The organism is Streptomyces sp. NPDC096105, assembly GCF_044763335.1.
Lineage (GTDB): Bacteria > Actinomycetota > Actinomycetes > Streptomycetales > Streptomycetaceae > Streptomyces.
In genome coordinates, this window is record NZ_JBIWGC010000014.1 from 176951 (window position 1) to 197466 (window position 20516).

The 20516-nt window shown below is 72.3% G+C and carries 14 protein-coding genes and 1 pseudogene; 5 read left to right on the forward strand and 10 right to left on the reverse strand.

Going from position 1 to position 20516, the window contains the following annotated elements:
* Window positions 1–55 precede the first annotated feature (55 nt).
* The 4 genes and pseudogenes from gdhA to ACIQ8B_RS22385 form a co-directional block, all read right to left on the reverse strand.
* Window positions 56–1414, reverse strand: coding sequence for an NADP-specific glutamate dehydrogenase (gene gdhA, locus ACIQ8B_RS22370; RefSeq protein WP_198602493.1), 1359 nt, complete (start codon window positions 1412–1414; stop codon window positions 56–58).
* A 367-nt stretch (window positions 1415–1781) separates the two neighbouring features.
* The gene (locus ACIQ8B_RS22375; protein ID WP_403549001.1) at window positions 1782–2960 is read right to left on the reverse strand and encodes an endo-1,4-beta-xylanase; all 1179 of its coding nucleotides are present in this window, start codon (window positions 2958–2960) and stop codon (window positions 1782–1784) included.
* A gap of 132 nt (window positions 2961–3092) precedes the next feature.
* Window positions 3093–4045: pseudogene (locus ACIQ8B_RS22380) on the reverse strand (LLM class flavin-dependent oxidoreductase).
* Window positions 4046–4083: 38 nt separating this feature from the next.
* Window positions 4084–5103, reverse strand: coding sequence for an aldo/keto reductase (locus tag ACIQ8B_RS22385; RefSeq protein WP_403549003.1), 1020 nt, complete (start codon window positions 5101–5103; stop codon window positions 4084–4086).
* 137 nt (window positions 5104–5240) lie between these two features.
* Here ACIQ8B_RS22385 and ACIQ8B_RS22390 point away from each other — a divergent pair, with 137 nt between their 5' ends.
* A complete protein-coding gene (locus tag ACIQ8B_RS22390; RefSeq protein ID WP_403549005.1) occupies window positions 5241–5864 on the forward strand; it encodes a TetR/AcrR family transcriptional regulator in 624 nt (207 codons plus the stop codon).
* 54 nt (window positions 5865–5918) lie between these two features.
* Here ACIQ8B_RS22390 and ACIQ8B_RS22395 read toward each other — a convergent pair whose 3' ends face one another.
* The 6 genes from ACIQ8B_RS22395 to rpsL all read right to left on the reverse strand — a co-directional run bounded on the left by ACIQ8B_RS22395 (window position 5919) and on the right by rpsL (window position 14692).
* Window positions 5919–8693, reverse strand: a complete 2775-nt coding sequence (locus tag ACIQ8B_RS22395) for a DUF6493 family protein (protein ID WP_403549007.1) — start codon at window positions 8691–8693, stop codon at window positions 5919–5921.
* Window positions 8690–10108 carry an SWIM zinc finger family protein gene (locus tag ACIQ8B_RS22400; RefSeq protein ID WP_403549030.1) on the reverse strand — a complete coding sequence of 473 codons (1419 nt, stop codon included), beginning with the start codon at window positions 10106–10108 and terminating at the stop codon, window positions 8690–8692. The genes ACIQ8B_RS22395 and ACIQ8B_RS22400 overlap by 4 nt, the downstream gene beginning before the upstream one ends.
* A gap of 209 nt (window positions 10109–10317) precedes the next feature.
* The gene (gene tuf / locus ACIQ8B_RS22405) at window positions 10318–11511 is read right to left on the reverse strand and encodes an elongation factor Tu (protein WP_106412910.1); all 1194 of its coding nucleotides are present in this window, start codon (window positions 11509–11511) and stop codon (window positions 10318–10320) included.
* Between the two features lie 170 nt (window positions 11512–11681).
* Window positions 11682–13808 (reverse strand): elongation factor G, encoded by a 2127-nt coding sequence (fusA, locus tag ACIQ8B_RS22410; RefSeq protein ID WP_106412911.1) that lies wholly within the window; start codon window positions 13806–13808, stop codon window positions 11682–11684.
* 39 nt (window positions 13809–13847) lie between these two features.
* Entirely contained in the window at window positions 13848–14318 is a 471-nt protein-coding gene (gene rpsG, locus ACIQ8B_RS22415) for a 30S ribosomal protein S7 (protein WP_003998848.1), read from the reverse strand.
* A gap of 2 nt (window positions 14319–14320) precedes the next feature.
* Window positions 14321–14692, reverse strand: coding sequence for a 30S ribosomal protein S12 (rpsL, locus tag ACIQ8B_RS22420; RefSeq protein WP_003948652.1), 372 nt, complete (start codon window positions 14690–14692; stop codon window positions 14321–14323).
* Between the two features lie 401 nt (window positions 14693–15093).
* Here rpsL and ACIQ8B_RS22425 point away from each other — a divergent pair, with 401 nt between their 5' ends.
* The 4 genes from ACIQ8B_RS22425 to ACIQ8B_RS22440 all read left to right on the forward strand — a co-directional run.
* On the forward strand, window positions 15094–15879 hold the full coding sequence (locus ACIQ8B_RS22425; protein WP_106412912.1) for a Crp/Fnr family transcriptional regulator: 786 nt from the start codon (window positions 15094–15096) through the stop codon (window positions 15877–15879).
* A 206-nt stretch (window positions 15880–16085) separates the two neighbouring features.
* The gene (locus tag ACIQ8B_RS22430; protein ID WP_403549010.1) at window positions 16086–16946 is read left to right on the forward strand and encodes a hypothetical protein; all 861 of its coding nucleotides are present in this window, start codon (window positions 16086–16088) and stop codon (window positions 16944–16946) included.
* Window positions 16943–19168: a hypothetical protein gene (locus ACIQ8B_RS22435; protein WP_403549012.1), complete on the forward strand. Its 2226-nt coding sequence runs from the start codon at window positions 16943–16945 to the stop codon at window positions 19166–19168. The genes ACIQ8B_RS22430 and ACIQ8B_RS22435 overlap by 4 nt, the downstream gene beginning before the upstream one ends.
* A 34-nt stretch (window positions 19169–19202) precedes the next feature.
* Window positions 19203–20516: hypothetical protein (locus ACIQ8B_RS22440; protein WP_403549014.1), on the forward strand; the 1314-nt coding region annotated here is incomplete at its 3' end.

Consider the following 20516-nt stretch of genomic DNA (forward strand, 5'->3'; position numbering starts at 1 on the left):
GCGCGTGGGGCCGAGGGCAGCGCGCCCCCGGCCCCGCGGTCGTCTCGCGTACGCGTCAGATGACGCCCTGCGCCAGCATCGCGTCCGCCACCCGCTCGAAGCCGGCGATGTTCGCGCCGGTCACGTAGTCGCCGGGGGCGCCGTAGCGCTCGGCGGTCTCCGCGCAGGTGGTGTGGATGTCGGTCATGATGCGGGCCAGCTCGGCCTCGACCTGGTCGGCCTTCCAGCTGGTGCGCGACGCGTTCTGCGTCATCTCCAGCGCGCTGACCGCGACACCGCCCGCGTTCGCCGCCTTGCCGGGGCCGAAGGCGACGCCGGCCCGCTGGAAGAGCTGCACGGCCTCCGGCGTGGTCGGCATGTTCGCGCCCTCGGAGACCGCCTTCACGCCGTTGCGGATGAGGGCGTCGGCGTCCACGGCGTTCAGCTCGTTCTGGGTGGCCGACGGCAGGGCGACGTCCGCCGGGACCTCCCAGACGCTCCCGCCCGGCACGAACCGCGCGGAGGAGCCCCGGCGCTCCGCGTAGTCGCTCACCCGGCCGCGCTCGACCTCCTTGATCTGGCGCAGCAGCCCCAGGTCGATGCCCTTGTCGTCGACGACGTAGCCGCTGGAGTCGGAGCAGGTGACCGGGTTGGCGCCGAGGTCGGCGAGCTTCTGGATGGTGTAGATCGCGACGTTGCCGGAGCCGGAGACCACGGCGGTCTGCCCCTCCAGGTCCTCGCCGCGGGCGCGCAGCATGGCCTCGGCGAACAGCACGTTGCCGTAGCCGGTCGCCTCCGGGCGGATGAGCGAGCCGCCCCAGCCGGCGCTCTTGCCGGTGAGGACGCCGCCCTCCCAGCGGTTGGTGATGCGCCGGTACTGGCCGAAGAGGTACCCGATCTCACGCGCGCCGACGCCGATGTCACCGGCGGGGATGTCGGTGTACTCGCCGATGTGCCGGTACAGCTCGGTCATGAACGACTGGCAGAAGCGCATGACCTCCGCGTCGCTGCGGCCCTGCGGGTCGAAGTCGCTGCCGCCCTTGCCGCCGCCGATGCCGAGCCCGGTGAGCGCGTTCTTGAAGATCTGCTCGAAGCCGAGGAACTTGATGATCCCGAGGTTCACCGAGGGGTGGAAGCGCAGGCCGCCCTTGTACGGCCCGAGGGCGCTGTTGAACTCGACGCGGAAGCCCCGGTTGACGTGCACGCGCCCGTTGTCGTCCGTCCACGGCACCCGGAAGATGATCTGCCGCTCGGGCTCGACGAGCCGCTCGACGAGGCCCGGGTCGGCGTACTCCGGCCGGGCGGCGAGCACGGGGGCGAGCGTCTCCAGCACCTCACGGGCGGCCTGGTGGAACTCCGGCTCCGCCGGGTTGCGGCGCTCCACCTCGGCGCGGAGCTGGTCGAGCGAGATCTTGGGATCGGGGCGTGAGGTCACGGGGTCCCTTTCTGGCACGGCTGGCAACCGGTTCACAGGGCGCACGGGACACCATGGCGGGGAACCGGTGAGGAGCGCTCGGCGCCGTTGCCGCGCGCGGGACAGCGGCCGCCCGTTCGTATACGACAGGTCGGCCGACCCTTCCAGTGTTACTCCTGCGTTAAGCGGATACCAAGAGGTGGGTCTGATTGTCCGCTATCTGGACACGGTGTGCAGGGTGCAGACGCCCGCCTCGTCCGCCTCCCCGAACCCCGCGGGGCGTCGCCGTCCACCGCCGTACCGCGCCCTCCGTGTCGTGCGCGCACCGCACACACCGCCGCCCCGGGCCGGTGACGGGCAGCCGGGCCGGGGCGGTGCGTGCGACTCCTCAGTGCTTGCGGTGCCCGGGGCCCCTCGGGTCCTTCCCGCAGTCGTCGTGGCGGGCGTCCTTCAGGGTGTCGCGCAGGGCGTGGTACGCCGGCTTGCGCACGAAGGCGTCGGTCATGACCGTCGCCCAGCCCTCACCCTCGAAGAACACCGGGACCCACGAGTACTTGTCGGTGAAGCCCCAGATGGTGAACGAGTTGCAGCCGTCCACCTCCAGGCACGCCTGGAGCATCCGCCGGTAGTAGTCCGCCTGCTGCTTCTCCTGCGCCGCGGTGGGCGTGCCGCCTTCCGGCACGTCCATGCGGACGTCCAGCTCGGTGACCGCGGTCTCCAGGCCGAGGGCGTCGAAGCGGCGCAGGTTGTCGGCGAGGTCGCCGGGGAAGCCGTACCGCGTGCTCAGGTGGCCCTGCACGGAGAAGCCGTGCACCGGCACGCGCTGCTCGAGCAGGTCCTTCACCAGGGCGTAGTAGGCGTCGCTCTTCGCGTTGACGCTCTCGACGTTGTAGTCGTTGAAGAACAGCTTCGCCCCGGGGTCGGCCTTGTGGGCCCAGCGGAACGCGTCCGCGACGATGCCCGGGCCGAGTTCACGGATCCAGATGTTGTCCTGGGTGCGCAGGCCGCCCTGGTCGTCGAAGATCTCGTTCGCCACGTCCCACTGCTGGATCCTGCCCTTGTACCGGCCGACCACCGTGGTGATGTGCTCGCGCAGGATGCCCCGCAGCTCCGCCTTGGTGAAGTCGCCCTCCTCCAGCCAGGCGGGGTTCTGGCTGTGCCACAACAGCGTGTGTCCGCGCACCACTTGGCGGTTCTTGCGGGCGAACTCGACGATCTCGTCCGCCTGCTCGAAGTCGTAGCGGTCGCGCTCGGGGTGGATGTGGTCCCACTTCATCTGGTTCTCGGGGGAGACCGAGCTGAACTCCCGCCCCAGGATCTTCCGGTACTCCCTGTCGTGCGTGAAGGGGTCCGGGTAGTCCTGCTCCAGGTGGTGGCCGCCGCCCGCCACGGCGGTGCCGATCACGAAACCTTCGGGGGCGGCCGCGCGCAGCCGGTCGGACGAGGTGTGGGAGTGCGGCGGCGGCTTGGGGCCGGCCGACGGGGCGGCGGACGCCGAACCGCCCAGGAGCGGCAGGGCCAGTGCTGCGGTGGCGAGGGCCACGGTGGCGAAACGGAACGGTCTCATGCGGGGGCTCTCATTCCCGTCGTGATTCTCGAATGTTTCGAAGTTGCATCCGAAACATTAGGGATGGCCGGACGGTACGATCCGGCCGAGCGGCGCGTCAATACCCGTGCACGGACCGGGTCTTCGGGCGCGTCACCGCACCGGCGGACGGATCACCTCCTCCGCGACCCACCGGGCGACGCCCTCGGGGAACGGCGCCGGCAGTCCGAGCACGATGTGCGTGAACCCCGCGCCCAGCGCCTCCCCCACCGCCTCCCGTACGGCGCCGGGCCGGCCGGTGTCGACGGGGAGGTGGAGGGGCCGGACGAGCGACGCGGGGTCGCGGCCGATGTCGGCGCAGTACCGGTCGAGCAGGGCGCTGCGGCGCAGCACGTCGCCGAGGTCTCCGCCCGGGACGTCCCACAGGTCGGCGTGCTCGGCGGCCACGCGCAGCGTCGCGGAGGACCGGCCGCCGACGAGGACGGGCGGGTGCGGGCGCTGCACCGGCTTCGGGTTGCCCCCGTCAGCCGGTGGTGTTCGCCGTGGAAGCCGAAGGGCTGCTCCTCCGTCCACATCCGCTCGATCAGCGTGCAGGCCTCGGCGAGGCTCGCCACCGCCCGCGCCGGCTCCTGGAACGGCAGCCCGTGCGCCGGATACTCGCGCCACGCCTCGGGCGGACGCGGGCGCGAGCCTACGCCTACGCCGAAGTCGAGCCGGCCGCCCGAGACGATGTCGACGGTCGTCGCGATCTTCGCGATCTTCGCGATCTTCGCGATCTTCGCGATCTTCGCGATCTTCGCGATCTTCGCGAGCACGGCGGGCGGCCGGAACCGGTTGCTGGTGACCATCACGCCCAGCCGCATCCGCCGCGTCTGCGCCGCGAGGGCCGCCAGCAGCGTCCAGCCCTCGAACGCCGGCCCGCCGGGGCCGCCGAAGACGGGCATGAGGTGGTCGAACAGCCAGGCGTGCTCGATCTCGGGCACCCCGTCCGCCTCGCGCCAGACGCGGACGAGGTCGTCGTAGCCGGCCTGAGAGGGCGGGGTCATGATGCCGAAGGCGGGCCGGGCGGGCCGGGCGGGCCGGGCGGGCCGGGGGGTGCGGGACATGGGCCGGCGTCCTCCTTCCGGGTCGGACGGGGGGGTGGTCAGCGACGGCGCAGGGACGCGTCGAGGAGCGCGGGCGGGGTGTCGAACTTCTCGCCCGGCGCCAGGTCGGTCCCGGGGGCGACGATCTCGTCGATCGCGTCGAGGACGTCGGCCGACAGCACGGTGTCCGCGGCGGCGAGCTGCGACCGGAGGTGCTCCACCGTGCGGGGGCCGATGAGCGCGGCCGTCACGGCGGGGTGCGCGTTGACGAATCCGAGCGCCAGCTGGATCAGGGTGAGCCCGGCCTCGTCGGCGACCTCGGCCAGCCGCTCGACGGCGTCGTACCGCGCCTGGTTGCAGGGGAGCGAGGGGTCGAAGCGCTCCGGCAGGGTCGCCGAGCGGTGGGTGGCGACGTCCCGGCCCTTGCGCACCGCGCCCGACAGCCAGCCCGAGGCGAGCGGGCTCCACGCCAGCACGCCCATGCCGTACTCCTCCGTGACGGGCAGGACGTGGGCCTCGATGCCGCGCTGCAGGACCGAGTAGCTGGGCTGCTCGGTCACGTAGCGGCTCAGCCGGTGCTCACGGGCGGCCCACTGCGCCTGCACGATGCGGTACGCGGGGAAGGTCGAGGAGCCGACGTAACGGATCTTGCCCGCGCGCTGCAGGTCGGTGAGGGCGGACAAGGTCTCCTCGTCGCTGGTCGCCGGGTCCCAGCGGTGCATCTGGTAGAGGTCCACGTGGTCGACGCCGAGGCGGCGCAGGCTGTCGTCCAGGGCGGTGTGGATCCAGCGGCGTGAGCTGCCGCGGTGGTTGCGCTCCTCCCCCATCGGCATGGTCGCCTTCGTGGCCAGCACGATGTCGTCACGGCGGCCGGCGATGGCCTTGCCGACGATCTCCTCCGACTCGCCGGCGCCGTACATGTCGGCGGTGTCGATGAGGTTGACGCCGGCCTCCAGGGCGGCGTCGACGATGGCGGTGGCCTCCTCCTGCGTGGTGCGCCCGATGGCGCCGAAGTTCATCGCGCCGAGCGCGAGGGTGCCGATCTGGACGCCGGTGCGGCCGAGGGTGCGGTACTGCATGACGGTCTCTCCTCAGGGCGAAGGGGAAACGGAACAGCGTTCCGGTACACCTCCAACGATACGGAACAACGTTCCGTTTAGCTAGGCGGGAAGGGGAACCCGGCCATGCGGAAGCACCTTCAGGCGTGCGTGAGACCATGCGGAGGCATGCGCGAGGCGGAGGAACGGACACGGTGAACCAGAAGGACGGCGACGCGGGCGACACCGCGTCGCGGCGCAAGGACGCGCGGCGCAACAAGGAGACGCTGCTGGAGGCGGCCGCCGCGGTCTTCGTCACGTCCGGCGTGGACGCCCCGGTGCGCGACATCGCCTCCCGGGCCGGGGTCGGCCTGGGCACCCTCTACCGGCACTTCCCCACCCGGGCGGACCTGATCATCGCCGTCTACCGGCACCAGGTCGAGGCGTGCGCCGAGGCCGGCCCGGCCCTGCTGAACTCCGCCCCGACCCCGCACGACGCCCTGCGGCAGTGGATCGACCTGTTCGTCGACTTCCTGGTCACCAAGCACGGCCTGGCCGCCGTCCTGCGCTCCGACCAGTCCGGATTCGAGGGCCTGCACGCGTACTTCCTCGACCGGCTCGTCCCCGTCTGCACCCGGCTGCTCGACGCCGCGCGGACGGCCGGGGAGATCCGCGAGGACATCGCCGCCCTGACCCTCATGCGCGGGGTCGGCAACCTCTGCATCGGCGCGGAGACCGACCCCGACTACGACGCACGCCGCCTCGCCGCCCTCCTCGTCGACGGTCTGCGCCGCACCGGCTGACGCCGGCGGCCCCGCGGGCGTCAGTCGGTGCGGCAGGCGCGGCCCCCGGCCGTCTCAGCCCCGCAGGACGTCGCGCAGGAGCCTGGCGTTCTTCACGGTCTGGCTCGAGCCCTTGCGCGAGGCCAGCTCGTCGACCTCGGGGACGGAGCCCCTGGCCCCGGAGCGGGCGGCGCACTCGACGGCCAGCGCCAGGAGCGCTCCCGCTCCGTTGACCGGTGTGCCGCGCAGCAGGGCGGGCAGGGCGGCTTCGAGCACCGACCAGACGGTCGCCCAGGCGCCGGTCTCGGCCGCCGCGCGCAGTGCGGCGGTGACCCGGGAGGGCTTGCTCGCCCCGTACCGGGTCAGTGCCTGCCACTGTCCGGCGAGCAGCCTGGCGTCCAACTGCCCCTGTGCGGCGAGGACCAGCAGGGCGTCCACCGCCGCGTCCGCCTCCTTCGGGTCGCCGAGCCGCCGTGTGATCTGCCAGTGCGTCGCGTAGCCCGCGGTGCCGTTCGCTTCCATCAGCCGCGGGAGCAGCAGGCGGTTGGTCCTCTCCCCGAAGCATGCGGCCACCTCGTCACGGTGGTGCGGCAGTTGCGCGAGCATGAACACACCGGGGCGGGGGTGGTTCCAGCCGTAGGGGCCCAGGAGGGCCGCGGCGACCGGCGGGAGCGGCAGGTCGTGCCCCGTGCGGGGGGTCGCGGGGGCCCACCGGCCGGGTGCCGCGCCGGTCGGGTCTCCGGCCGGCCACCTGTCGGGCGTCGTGTCCCAGTGGGGCGCGCCGCCCCGGTGCAGCCACCGCGTCAGGCTCCGGCCCGCGTCCGAGCGGAGTGCGCCCGCCGCCTCCCGCACGCGCGCGTCGTCCGTGAGGGTGACCCGCAGCAGGGCCTGGGCCAGGTCGATGGGCGCGGGGGTGACGCCCAGGCTCTCGAACTCGGCGATCCGCTCCACCAGGGCGGCGGCGTCCACCGCCCCGTCGGCGCGGGTCGGCAGGGCCAGCAGGTAGGGCTGAGCGCCGGACTCGATCAGTTCGATGGCCTCGGTGAGCCGCGCCCCGAGCAGGGCGCCCGGTTCGCTGGTCCTCCTGTCGGCGCGGCGGGCCTCGAGCAGCTCGCGGCGCCGGTGGATGTGCCAGTCCCTCGGCTCGTCGCCGCGCACCGCGGTCGCGACGTCGTACAGGTCGAGCTGTGTCGGGTCCGCGCCGCAGCACCAGCAGTCGAACCCCGGCCGGTTGCGCATGACCGGTCCGAGCGCCTTGGAGAGGGTGCCGCGGTCGAGGCGCGCGTGGCGGACGAGGCCGTCGAGGGCGCGTTCGAAGGCCACGACGTTCTCGCTGTCGGCGAGCAGCACCGCGACCTCGGGGGCGACCTCGGCGGCCGAGGCGATCGGGTGAACCGGTTCCGGCTCGGGCGCCTCCGGCAGGAAGTCGGGCGGCACCTCGTCGGACGGCCCGGCGGACGGCCCGGCGGACGGTCCGCCGGTGTCCTGTCCCGGCGGGCCGAACAGCTCGCCGGCGCGCGCGGTCAGAGCCGGGGTGAGGAAGACGGCGGCCTCGCGCAGGCCGGACAGCACCTGCTCGTCCGCCACCGCGGGCAGATGGCGGGCCACCAGCTTGAGAGCGCGTTCCTGAAGACCCACGTCGGAGTGCTGGAAGGCGAGCGCAGCCCCGGCCACGACCCTGCCGGCGCGTGTGGCGTCCCGCTTGGCCGCCCGGTCCAGCCAGGCGAGCTGGGCGCGCACCAGTTTCTTCTCCGGGCGGAGCAGGACGCGCTCGCAGACCTCGGTGAGGACGTCGTCCTCGAGGAGTCCCGCCTCGTCGAGGCCGGTGAGGACCTCCTGACCGTAGGCGGCCACCTGGGAGGACAGGTCGAGCATCGCGACGTGGTCACGGAGCAGGGGCGCGTTCTCGGCCGGGGTGAGGGCGAGGGCCTGCAGGAAGGTGAGGGGATGCGTGCTGTCCTGGAGCAGGGACGCGATCATGGGCTCGGCGAGCAGGAGGCGTTCGCGGGACACCGAGGCGTGTTCCTCGGGGGTGAGGGCGAGTGACGTCAGCGCGACGGCGGCGTCGGGCCACCACACCCGGTCGGCGGCCAGGTGGGCGGCGAAGAAGCGCCGGATCAGCGCCGCACGGTCGACCAGGCCCTCGTCCTCGGTGGAGAGGAGGATGAACACGCCGACGTTGGTGTTCTCCAGCACATGCCGCAGGCCGTGCCGCTTCAGGACGGAGTGGAACACCTCCACGAGGCCGAGGGGGACCGCCGGCCGGTCCAGGGCCAGGGGGAGGAGCACCGGGGTCAGCGCGTCCGCGCGCAGCCGCTCCAGGAAGCTGTCGCCGGGCAGGAACCCGTCGCGCAGACGCAGGGGAGGCGCGGTGCTCCGGCGGCGCCACGACAGCCAGCTCGCGATGAAGCCGTCGGTGGCCGGGACGGGGCAGCCCGCGTCGTACAGGAGATGCTCGAGGAAGTCGAACCTCACGGTCTCCTCGGGTCTCAGCCGCTCGGCGAGCCGCGTGACCAGCTCGGCCCGCCACGCGACGGGCCGGAGGTTCACGACGTCGAGGAGCCACGGGATGCTGCGGGTCGACAACGCCCAGACGTTGGCGCCCTGCAGGAGGCAGTCGGCCGCGGCCGCGGGGTCGGTCAGGCAGCCGAGTTCGGCGGCGATCTGCGCGTTCCTCATCTCGTCCGAGCAGGCGCCCCAGTCGGCTCGTATCCTCGCGCGCCGCTCCTCCAGGGCGCCGGCCTGTGCCGCGCGCTCCTGCGGGGTCAGGGCCGCGAGCGCCTTGAGCACTCCCTCGACATCGCCCGCTTCCGCGAGGCGGACCAGGCTCGTCATGCTGTCCCCGCTCATGCTGTGGTCTCCGTCGTCGTCGCGGTGGTGGCTGTGGCCTCCGTGGTGGCTGCGGCTGCCCCGCTCGCATCGGCGTCGCGCACCATGCCCGCCGCGAGCACGTGCTTGCACGGTCCGCGCCCGCCCTGGTACCTCGCCCACCACAGGCAGGTGCAGCTCGCCCGCCCCGCGTCGTCCACGCGGACCATGTGGGCGTGGGCGTCCTTACCGACCCACGCGAGCGCTCCGTCGAGCCGCACGGCGCCTTCCGCGACCAGGGCCCGCGCCCCGCGCAGCCGGGGATTGCGGGCCTCCGCGTCACCGGCCGCCCAGGGCAGGTGGCGGTGGAAGTACGCCTGTTCGGCGAGGTCGTAGCCGATCTGCCCCGAGGTCCCGAGCACCGTGAGCGCCGCGCGGACCCGTTCGGGCGCGAGGCCGGCCTGGGCGGCCAGTACGGCGATGTCCAGCGTCGGCTCCCAGGCGAGGAGTTCCGCCACCCGCTCGGCGTCGCGCGCCGCGGGCCCGGTGGCGAGGTCGTCGAGGACGCCGCCCTCGCCGGAGAAGCCGCGCGAGGCGCTCGGCGAGAGCAGCAGCGTCAGCCGCATGCCGGGCAGCCCGACCTCCCAGGCGACGGCCGCGGCCGCGCCCGCGGCGCTGTCGGGGGCGTGGAGCCGCACGCCGGTCGCGTGCCGCAGCACGGGTGTCAGGCCGGTCAGACGCTCGGCACCGGGCAGGCACACCGCGCCGGGCACCGGCCTGCTCACCGGCCGCAGGGTGCGCCCGGCGGGCACCACCCAGCGCGTGGTGCGGGCACCGGAGCCGCGGGTGAGGCGTGGCAGGGAGCGCAGGACGGCGGCCGCCTGTGCGGGCGGCACCTCGGCGCGCGGCGCGAAGCCGGCCGCGAGGACCTGGGCCTCGGCGAAGCCGCGCAGCCAGCGCTGCGGGAGGGGGACCTTCTTCTCCACGAAACGGCCCTCGAAGGTGGTCGCCTCCACTCCTTCGGGGCCCACCCTCAGGTGGAGCGGGTCGAGGCCGCCGAGTTTGGCGAGCGCCTGACGCAGCGGGACGTTGACGTCGACGTTGGTGGTGCCGTGTCCGACGTCGTCCCCGTCGAGGCCGGGGGCGAGGATGTCGAGGCGCGCGTAGACGCCGCAGCAGCCGGAGAAGGACTCCATCCGTAACCGGTCGCCGTTGGCGGTGACCACCGGGTCGAGCGAGGCGGCGGAGCCGGGGTGGTGGTAGCGGGTGGCCGCGACGTCCGCGACCGCGAGCAGCGCCGCGGCCGCGGCCGCCGGGGCGGTCAGGAAGCCGTCGAAGAAGCGGGGGCGGTCCTGCTCACCGCCGGGTGTGGCGCCGCCCGAGGTTTCCAGGGCGAGGCTGCGGCCTAAGGCGGATTCCCGCAGCGCGGAAGCGGCCGCATAGGCATAGGACTGGATCAGTGCTGTACTCACGCCCGCAGGCTACGGCCGGACACCGACATCGTCCGCCCCGCGCCTTGAATGAAGCGGGCGGCTCGGCGTCCACCGCACGGGTCCGCGGCCTTCGCCCTCCCGGAGGATGCCGCCCGCACGACGAAAGGGCCCGCACGACCGAGGTCGTGCGGGCCCCTCCAGGTGCTCGCGGCAGGAGCTACCAGGTCAGATCGTCACTTGACGATCTTGGTGACCTGGCCGGCGCCCACGGTCCGGCCACCCTCACGGATGGCGAACTTCAGGCCCTCTTCCATGGCGACGGGCTGGATGAGCTCCACCTTCATCTCGGTGTTGTCACCCGGCATGACCATCTCGGTGCCCTCGGGGAGGGTCACGACGCCGGTCACGTCCGTCGTACGGAAGTAGAACTGCGGGCGGTAGTTGTTGAAGAACGGGGTGTGACGGCCACCCTCGTCCTTCGACAGGATGTAGGCCTGGGCCTCGAACTCGGTGTGCGGGGTGACCGAGCCCGGCTTGATGATGACCTGGCCGCGCTCGACGTCCTCGCGCTTGATGCCGCGGAGCAGCAGACCGACGTTCTCACCGGCCTGGCCCTCGTCGAGCAGCTTGCGGAACATCTCGATGCCGGTGACCGTGGTGGTGGTCTTCTCGGTCTTGATGCCGATGATGTCGACGGTCTCGTTGACCTTGAGGACACCACGCTCGATGCGGCCGGTGACGACCGTACCGCGACCGGTGATGGTGAAGACGTCCTCGATCGGCATCAGGAACGGCTTGTCGACGTCACGCTCGGGCTCCGGGATGGACTCGTCCACGGCCTTCATCAGCTCGAGGACGGACTTGCCCCACTCCTCGTCGCCCTCGAGGGCCTTCAGAGCGGAGACCTTGACGACCGGAACGTCGTCGCCCGGGAACTCGTACTCGGAGAGGAGCTCGCGCACCTCGAGCTCGACGAGCTCCAGGATCTCCTCGTCGTCCACCATGTCGGCCTTGTTCAGGGCGACGACGATGTAGGGGACGCCGACCTGGCGGGCCAGGAGCACGTGCTCCTTGGTCTGCGGCATCGGGCCGTCCGTGGCGGCGACCACGAGGATGGCGCCGTCCATCTGCGCCGCACCCGTGATCATGTTCTTGATGTAGTCCGCGTGACCGGGGCAGTCGACGTGGGCGTAGTGACGCGACTCGGTCTGGTACTCGACGTGCGAGATCGAGATCGTGATACCGCGCTGGCGCTCTTCGGGAGCCTTGTCGATCTGGTCGAAGGCCGAGGCCTCGTTCAGGTCCGGGTACGCGTCGTGCAGCACCTTGGTAATGGCGGCCGTGAGGGTCGTCTTACCGTGGTCGATGTGACCGATGGTGCCGATGTTGACGTGCGGCTTAGTCCGCTCGAACTTCGCCTTCGCCACTGGGGTCCTCCTGTGGAGTGGTTCTGTACGCCTTACTTCATCGGCGCCAGGTGATCTTTGCTGGGAAACCCGGGCCCGGGGCATTCCGCCAGGGTGGCGGCGGAATGCCCGCTTGCAGGCTCCGGGGTCAAGCCTAAAGCGTCGGTACGGAGTCCGTTAAACGGAGCCCCTTACTCGCCCTTGGCCTTCGCGATGATCTCCTCGGCGACGTTCCGCGGAACCTCGGCGTAGGAGTCGAACTGCATGGAGTAGCTGGCACGGCCGGACGTCTTGCTGCGCAGGTCGCCGACGTAGCCGAACATCTCCGAGAGGGGCACGAGGCCCTTCACGACGCGGGCACCGGCCCGCTCCTCCATGGCCTGGATCTGGCCACGGCGGGAGTTGATGTCGCCGATGACGTCACCCATGTAGTCCTCGGGCGTGGTGACCTCGACGGCCATCATCGGCTCCAGGAGCACGGGCGAAGCCTTGCGCGCGGCCTCCTTGAAGGCCTGCGAGCCGGCGATCTTGAACGCGAGCTCGGACGAGTCGACCTCGTGGTAGGCGCCGTCGAGCAGCGTCACGCGGACACCGGTCATCTCGTAGCCGGCGAGGATGCCGAACTGCATGGCCTCCTGCGCACCGGCGTCCACCGAAGGGATGTACTCCTTCGGCACACGGCCACCGGTCACCTTGTTGACGAACTCGTAGGAGGCGTCGCCGCCCTCGATCGGCTCGATCGCGATGATCACGCGAGCGAACTGGCCGGTACCACCCGTCTGCTTCTTGTGGGTGTACTCGACCTTCTCGACCGACTTGCGGATCGTCTCACGGTACGCGACCTGAGGCTTGCCGACATTGGCCTCGACCTTGAACTCACGGCGCATGCGGTCGACCAGCACCTCGAGGTGCAGCTCGCCCATACCGCCGATGATGGTCTGGCCGGTCTCCTCGTCCGAGTGGACCTGGAACGACGGGTCCTCCTCGGCGAGCCGCTGGATCGCGACGCCGAGCTTCTCCTGGTCGCCCTTCGACTTGGGCTCGATGGCGACCTGGATGACCGGCGCCGGGAAGTCCATGGACTCCAGGATGACCGGGTTCTTGTCGTCGGACAGCGTCTCACCGGTGGTGGTCTGCTTCAGGCCCATGACCGCGACGATGTCGCCGGCGCCCACCGACTCGATCTCCTCACGCTTGTTGGCGTGCATGCGGTAGATCTTGCCGATGCGCTCCTTCTTGCCCTTCACGGAGTTCAGCACCTGGGTGCCGGAGTCCATGCGGCCGGAGTACACGCGGACGAAGGTGAGCTTGCCGAGGTGCGGGTCGCTCATGATCTTGAACGCGAGCGCGGCGAGGGGCTCCTCGTCCGACGGCTTGCGCGAGACGGCCTTCTCCGCGTCCTTGGGGTCGTGGCCCTCGATGGCCTCGACGTCCAGCGGGGAGGGCAGGTAGCGCACGACGGAGTCGAGCAGGGGCTGCACGCCCTTGTTCTTGAACGCGGTGCCGCAGAACACGGGGGTGACGGTGGTGCCGTCGCCCTTGCCGGAGGCGATGGTGATGCGGCGGACCGCCGCGTACAGCTGCTCCTCGGAGGGCTCGGTGCCCTCGAGGTACAGCTCCATCAGCTCCTCGTCGTTCTCCGCGACGGCCTCGAGCAGCTTGCCGCGGTACTCCTCGGCGAGCTCGGCGAGGTCCTCGGGGATGTCGACGGTGTCGTACATCTCGCCCTTGGTCGCCTCGGCGGACCAGACCAGGGCCTTCATCTTCACGAGGTCGACGACGCCCTTGAAGTCGGCCTCAGCGCCGATCGGCAGCTGCATGACCAGCGGCTGCGCGCCCAGACGGTCGGAGATCATGCCGACGCAGCGGAGGAAGTCCGCACCGGTGCGGTCGAGCTTGTTGACGAAGCAGATGCGCGGAACGCCGTAGCGGTCCGCCTGACGCCACACCGTCTCGGACTGGGGCTCGACGCCGGCGACGCCGTCGAACACCGTCACGGCACCGTCGAGCACGCGCAGGGAACGCTCCACCTCGACGGTGAAGTCGACGTGGCCCGGCGTGTCGATGATGTTGATGGTGTGGTCGACGTCTTCCAGCGGCCAGTGACAGGTGGTGGCAGCAGAGGTGATCGTGATGCCACGCTCCTGCTCCTGCTCCATCCAGTCCATGGTGGCAGCGCCCTCGTGGACCTCACCGATCTTGTAGGAGACGCCGGTGTAGAACAGGATCCGCTCGGTGGTCGTCGTCTTGCCCGCGTCGATGTGGGCCATGATCCCGATGTTGCGGACCCTGGCCAGGTCAAGCGAAGTGGTAGCCATAAGGCTTCAGTCTTCTCTCGGTCTCGATGGGGTCTGCGACTACCAGCGGTAGTGCGCGAAGGCCTTGTTGGACTCGGCCATCTTGTGCGTGTCCTCGCGCTTCTTCACAGCGGCGCCGAGGCCGTTGCTGGCGTCGAGGAGCTCGTTGAGCAGACGCTCGGTCATGGTCTTCTCGCGACGGGCGCGGGAGTAACCGACCAGCCAGCGCAGCGCCAGCGTGTTGGCACGGCCGGGCTTGACCTCGACCGGGACCTGGTAGGTGGCGCCACCGACACGGCGGGACTTGACCTCGAGGGTCGGCTTGATGTTCTCGAGAGCGCGCTTCAGCGTGATGACCGGGTCGTTGCCGGTCTTCTCGCGCAGGCCCTCCATGGCACCGTAGACGATGCGCTCGGCGGTGGAGCGCTTGCCGTTCAGCAGCACCTTGTTGATCAGGGAGGTCACCAGAGGAGAACCGTAGACCGGGTCGATGATGACCGGGCGCTTCGGGGCGGGGCCCTTACGAGGCATTCTTACTTCTCCTTCTTGGCGCCGTAACGGCTGCGAGCCTGCTTGCGGTTCTTGACACCCTGGGTGTCGAGCGAGCCGCGGATGATCTTGTAGCGAACACCCGGCAGGTCCTTCACACGGCCGCCGCGCACGAGCACGATCGAGTGCTCCTGCAGGTTGTGTCCCTCACCCGGAATGTAGGCGGTGACCTCGATCCCGCTGGTCAGACGCACACGCGCGACCTTACGCAGGGCCGAGTTCGGCTTCTTCGGGGTGGTCGTGAACACACGCGTGCAGACGCCACGGCGCTGAGGGGAACCCTCGAGTGCGGGCGTCTTGTTCTTCTCGACCTTGTCCTGCCGGCCCTTGCGGACCAGCTGCTGGATCGTAGGCACTACTTCTCCGGTTTCTGTGTGCCGATGGGTACAGCTAACCTGGAACACCTCCGACCCACGCGGTCGGGTGTGTCGAATCCGGCGGACTCCCGCCGCAAGGCAGAGGGAAGCGCTGAATCACGGTGGCCGTTTCACAGCCCCCGGTGCGGTGTGATGGCACGCACGAAGGCCAGGGCACACCCCAGGCACAAGGTCTGAGCGTACTCAGCTCACGGACTCCGGTCAAAACAAAAGGAACGGAGCTCGACACGCCCGACTTCTTGCGGTTCCTCCTGCCGGTTCCCGTGGTTCCTTTCGCGCGGTGCGCGCTCCTGTGCCGGATTGGCCGGATCACGCCCTTCACATGCCGGGCGCTCAGTACTTTGGTCCGTCCGCCGCAGACGAACGGGGGGTCCAGCCTGATGACATCGGCGTCGTACGGTCCGGACGACGGTGGCCTGGAGGACAGGGTGCCGTTCCTGGCCCGTCTGGAGAGCGGGGAGCGCACCGCGCTGCTCGGACTCGGCCGCGAGCTGCGCTTCGCCCCCCGCGTCACCCTGCTGCACCAGCGTGAGCCGTCCTCCCACGTCCTGTTCCTCGTCGAGGGCTGGACGAAGGTCACGGCCGCGGCCGCCAACGGCTACGAGGCGCTGCTCGCGCTGCGCGGCCCCGGCGACGTGGTCGGCGAGTCGGCGGCGCTGACCGGGCGGCCCCGGTCGGCGACGGTGACCGCGCTGGAGGCGGTGCGGGCGGTGGCCGTGGAGCACGCGCGGTTCAAGGAGTTCCTCGGCCGGTCGCCGGCCGCGTCCTTCGCCCTGCTCGGCCTCACCGCGGACCGCACCCGGGCGGCGGACCGGCGGCGCCTGGAGTTCGCGTCGATGAACGTGCGCCAGCGGTTCGCGGTGCTGCTGCTCGACCTGGCCCGCAGCCACGGCCGCCGCACCCCCGACGGCGTCGAGCTCGCCGTGCCGCTCAGCAAGCAGGAGCTGGCGGGGTCGGTGGGCGCGTCCCGCGAGATGGTGCAGCGGCTGCTGCGCGAACTGCGGGAGAAGGACGCGGTGTCCACGGGCCGCCGCACCCTGCTGATCCGCCGCCCCGACGTCCTCCGCCGCATCGCCACCACCGACCAGACCGCCCCGGGCATTCCGTCGCCCCAGCGATCCCGGGACGGGGAGACGACGGCTCGCCGGGGCGACCTGGACCTCTGACCCCGGCGCCCCTCAGCGGGCGGGGGTGGCCGGGCCGGGTCCGTCCACCGGCCGGTGAGGGCCGGGCGCGCGGTTCCCCGCGCCCCTTCAAGCCGCTTCTGTGTACGCCGTCACAGTTTCTGTGGGTCATACGCCCTCACGCCCCACCCTCCGCTCACGCCACTCTGCTGCCCTGCGCGACCATCCCCATCCTCCGAAGGGCGACCATGACCCACCCCGTGAGCCGCACGATCCTGTTGCTGGACATCGAGAGGTTCAGCGACCGGGACGACGTGGAGCAGGCGTATCTGCGGCGCATGCTGTACGACGTCACCGACCGGGCGCTGGAGGCGGCCGGCATCGACGAGACGCTGCGCACGCGCGCCGACCGCGGGGACTCCGTGATGGAGCTGATCGACGCGAACGCCCCGGTCACCGCCCTGCTGCGGGCCCTGCTCACCGAGGTCCCCGTGCAATTGCGGGCCGTGAACCGCATGGCGTCGCGGTCGGCGCAGATGCGGCTGCGCGGGGTCGTCGCCGGCGGCTACGTGGCCGTCGACCGGCTCGACGGCTGGGTCGGCTCCGACCTCAACCACGCCTGCCGGCTGCTGGACGCCCCCCTGCTGCGCGCGGCCCTGCGGGAGCGCGCCGACGACTTCGCCCTGTGCGTGTCCGACTCCGTGTACCAGGGCGTCGTCCGCCACGACCATCCGGGCGTCCCGGCCGCCGGCTTCCACCGGGTGACGGTGGACACCAAGAACGGCCCGCTGACGGCGTGGCTGCACGGCCCGGCGCCGTCGGCCGGGGAGGACCACGGTGAGCGGGGGGCGGGGGAGGCGCCGGGCGGATCGGGGGACCGCCCGGCGCCGGCCGGCCCGGCCCCCGAGGACACGGAGGAGGACGCCCGGGAACACCCGGCGCCGGCCGGACAGCGGGGAGCCCCGGCGCCGGGCCCGGTCCTGGACGTCAACGGCGGCACGGTGTCGTTCGGCGGCGGCTATGTCGCCGGCGACCAGCACGGCGTGTCCGGCGGCCGGGTCACCGGCGACGTGGTCATGGGCGGCAAGACGGAGGGGGACCGCTCATGACCGGCCACGACCCGGCGGGTCCGGGAGCCGGGGGCGGCCCGGGGGACGCCCCCGCACCCGACGGGAGCGCCCCCGAGGAGCTCCCCTCCAAGGAGTCCGCCGGCGAGGAGCCGGAGGAGCACGACCAGCCGCAGAAGGCCTGGGCGGCCCGCCGCGACCTGGTCGACCACAGCCCGCGCACCATGAAGGTCGGCTCGCACGCCGCGTTCGGCGGCGGGTTCGTCGCCGGCGACCAGCACGGCGTGTCCGGCGGCCGGGTCACCGGCGACGTGGTCATGGGCAGCAAGACGGTCCACCACTGGACGTTCCCCGGACTGTCCACGGCCGCCTCCGCCTCCGGCGAGATACCGCGCGCCACCCTGGACCGGCTCGCCGCCACCTTCGTCACCACCGACGGCGCCTTCGGCGAACTGGTCGAGCGGCTGCGCCGCGACCGGGTGCTGGTGCTGTCCGGCGCCCGCTTCACCGGCCGCCGCACGGCCGCCCTGATGCTGCTGCACCGGCTCGGCGCCGGCCCCGTGGTCGCCCTCGACCGCGAGACCACCCCGGGGTCGCTGGCCGACCGCTTCACCCCGCGCGACGACACGACGGGCGGCACGGGCGCCGCCCGCGGCTACGTGCTGTGCGACCTGGAGACCCGCCGCGGCAACGCCCTGCGCGAGACCCATCTGCTCGGCGCCGCCGACCGGCTCGCGGAACAGGACGCGTACGCGGTGATCACGGTCGGGCCGACCGCCGTCCTGGAGGACGACGTGTCCGCGGTCGGCTGGCGGCCGCCCGCGACCGAGGACGTGCTCGCCGCGCACCTGCGGGTCCGCGCCGGCGAGGACGCCGTGACGCGCCTGCTGGGGATGCCGGCGGTCAAGGAGTTCCTCGACCACGGCCACCAGCCGCGCGAGGTCGCCGCCTTCGCCCAGCTCCTCGGCCGGTACGCCGCGGGCGAGGCCACCGAGCAGGAGGTCGCCTCCTTCTCCCTGGTGTCGCTGGAGAACCAGGTCCGCGAGTGGTTCGAGGAGGACGAGACCACCGTCCACCTGCGGGACAAGGCGTTCCTCATCGCGCTCGCCGCGTTCGACGACGGCCCCTACGCGCTCACCGCCGAACTCAGCGACCTGCTCCACGGCTTCCTCCAGCAGACCCAGAACGGGTCCCGGACCGCCGAGATCCCCGTCTTCGGCACCCACATCGGCAAGCGCCTCCAGCTCGCCCGCGCCCGGCTGTCCGAGGGCGAGGAGCACACCGAGTGGGGCCCGGTCACCCAGACGAAGGCCGCGTTCCACGACGAGCGGGCCTCGCTGGTGCTGCTGCGCGAGGTGTGGACGGGCCACCCCTCGGCGCGGCCCGCGCTGATCCAGTGGCTGCGCCGGCTGGCCGACGACGGCCGCCCCCTGGTGCGCACCCGCGCCGCGTCCACCGTCGCCGTCCTCGCCCGCACCGACCTGCCGTCCGCGATGGCGCTGGTCATCGAGCCGTGGGCGCGGTCCAACCGGTTCCGGCACCGGCTCGTCGCCGTCAACGCACTGACCCTGGCCCACCACATCGGCACCCCCAACGTGCCGCGCATCCTCGACACCTGGTCGGACGCCGGGGACCGCCGGCTGCGCTGGGTGGCGGTCCGCGCGTACGCGCTGATCGGCCCGGAGCGGCCGGCCCAGGCGCTCGCCGCGCTGCGCGCCGCCGCCCGCGAGCTGTACCAGCGCTTCGGCGACCCGGACGACTTCGACGTGGAGATGGCCGGGGAGCTCGCCGAGGCCGTGGAGCTGCTGCTGCTCTCCCCCGCCTCCTCCGAGGTCCTCGACGACCTGCGCGCCCACCTCGACGACGACCGCGCCGTGCACGACCTGGTCCTCGGCGGCTTCGTGAGCGCCTGCCACCGCACCAAGGACGACGAACGGTACGGCTTCCCGCTCGTCCTCGACTGGTACGCCCGCGCCGCCACCGACGAGGACCGGGCCGCCGACGGCATCGCGCACCTGTGGCGGGAGGCGCTCGGCGACCCCTTCCAGACCCGGGGCGCGCTCGCGGTGATGCGCGAGTGGGTCCTCGTCGCCGACCGCTCGACCGCCGTGGAGTGGGCGCTCGCAGCGCTGCTGCCGAGGCTCGTCACCACGCCCACGGAGCACCAACGGCTGAGCCACCTGCTGCGCACCATGCCCGGCGAGGACGGCAACCCCCCGCCGGGGGTCGCCGCCCGGCTGCTCGGCACGCTGCCGCCCCGCTGACGCACCGACCCCACCGACGAAAGACGTCCGTCCCATGCCTTCCTTCCACCGTCCGCCCGAGTGGCAGCAGCCGGCCGACCGGCACACCCGGCTGATCGACCCGGTGCTCACCGTCAGACAGCTGTCCCGCTTCGAGCTGTCCCTGAAGCACGTGGTCCGCATCGACCACGCCCTGGTCTTCTCCACCCCCAAGGGCGGCTACGAGGCGTATCCGCCGCCCGCCCGGCCCAGCCGCAGCGAGATCGCCGCCCGCCGCTACACCGCCGTGTACGAGGTGGACATGGGCATCCACCCGTTCACCGAGACGCTCACCCTGCCCAGCGACAACGACGCCTTCGAGTTCACCGCCGAGGTGGACGTCTCGTGGCAGGTGCTGGACCCGGCGCGGTTCGTGGCGAGCGGCGTCCGGGACGTGCCGGCGCTGCTGATCGGCGAACTCCAGCAGGCGGCCCGCCCGGTGACCCGGCGCTTCGCCGTCGACGACAGCGCGCGGGCCGAGCGGGAACTGCTGAACGCGGTCACCGTCGTCGGCCCGCTGGGCGCGCCCGCGGGACTCCAGGTGACGTGGACGCTGCGGCTGCGCCGGGACCAGGCGGACATCGACCACCAGCGGCGGCTCCAGCAGATCGGCCACTCCGCGCAGGAGCAGGTCCACGCGGCCCAGGAGGGCATGCGGGTCGACGTCGCCATGGACGAACGCCACCGGCAGCAGGACGCGCTGCAGGCCGCGCGGTCCCTGGAGTACGGCCGCCAGCAGCAGGAACTGGCCATGCAGCAGCACCGCTGGCAGCACGAACAGGCGATGCTCCAGGGCGAGCAGATGCTGGAGCTGCAGCGGGTCGAGGCCAAGAAGATCGAGTTCTACCAGTGGCATCTCTCACAGGGCGGGGTGCAGGCCTGGGCGCTGCACCTGGCGCAGCACCCGGAGGACTCGCGCCTGGTGATGAACAGCATGCGCGAGGATCAACTCCGCATGATCCAGGCGCAGATGGAGCTGGTGAAGGAGCTGCTGGGCGGGGAGGGCGCGGAGAAGTTCGAGCTGGAGGGACCCAAGCAGCTCGCGCTGCGCACCGTCAGCGACATCCTCAACCAGCGGCTGCCCGGGGTCCCGCAGAACCCGCCTCTGCTGCCGTCGCCGGACGGGGGCGGAGCGGACGGCGCCCCGCCCCCGGGCGCCGCGCCGACACCCCCGCCGGGCACTCCGCCCGCGACGCCCACCGGGGTGGCGGGGGCCCCCCCCCCCCCCCCCCCCCGGGGCCCCCCCCCCCCCCCCCCCCCACCCGCCCCCCCCCAGCCCCCCCCCCCCCCCCCCCCCCACCCCCCCCCCCCCCCCCCCCCGCCCCCCCCC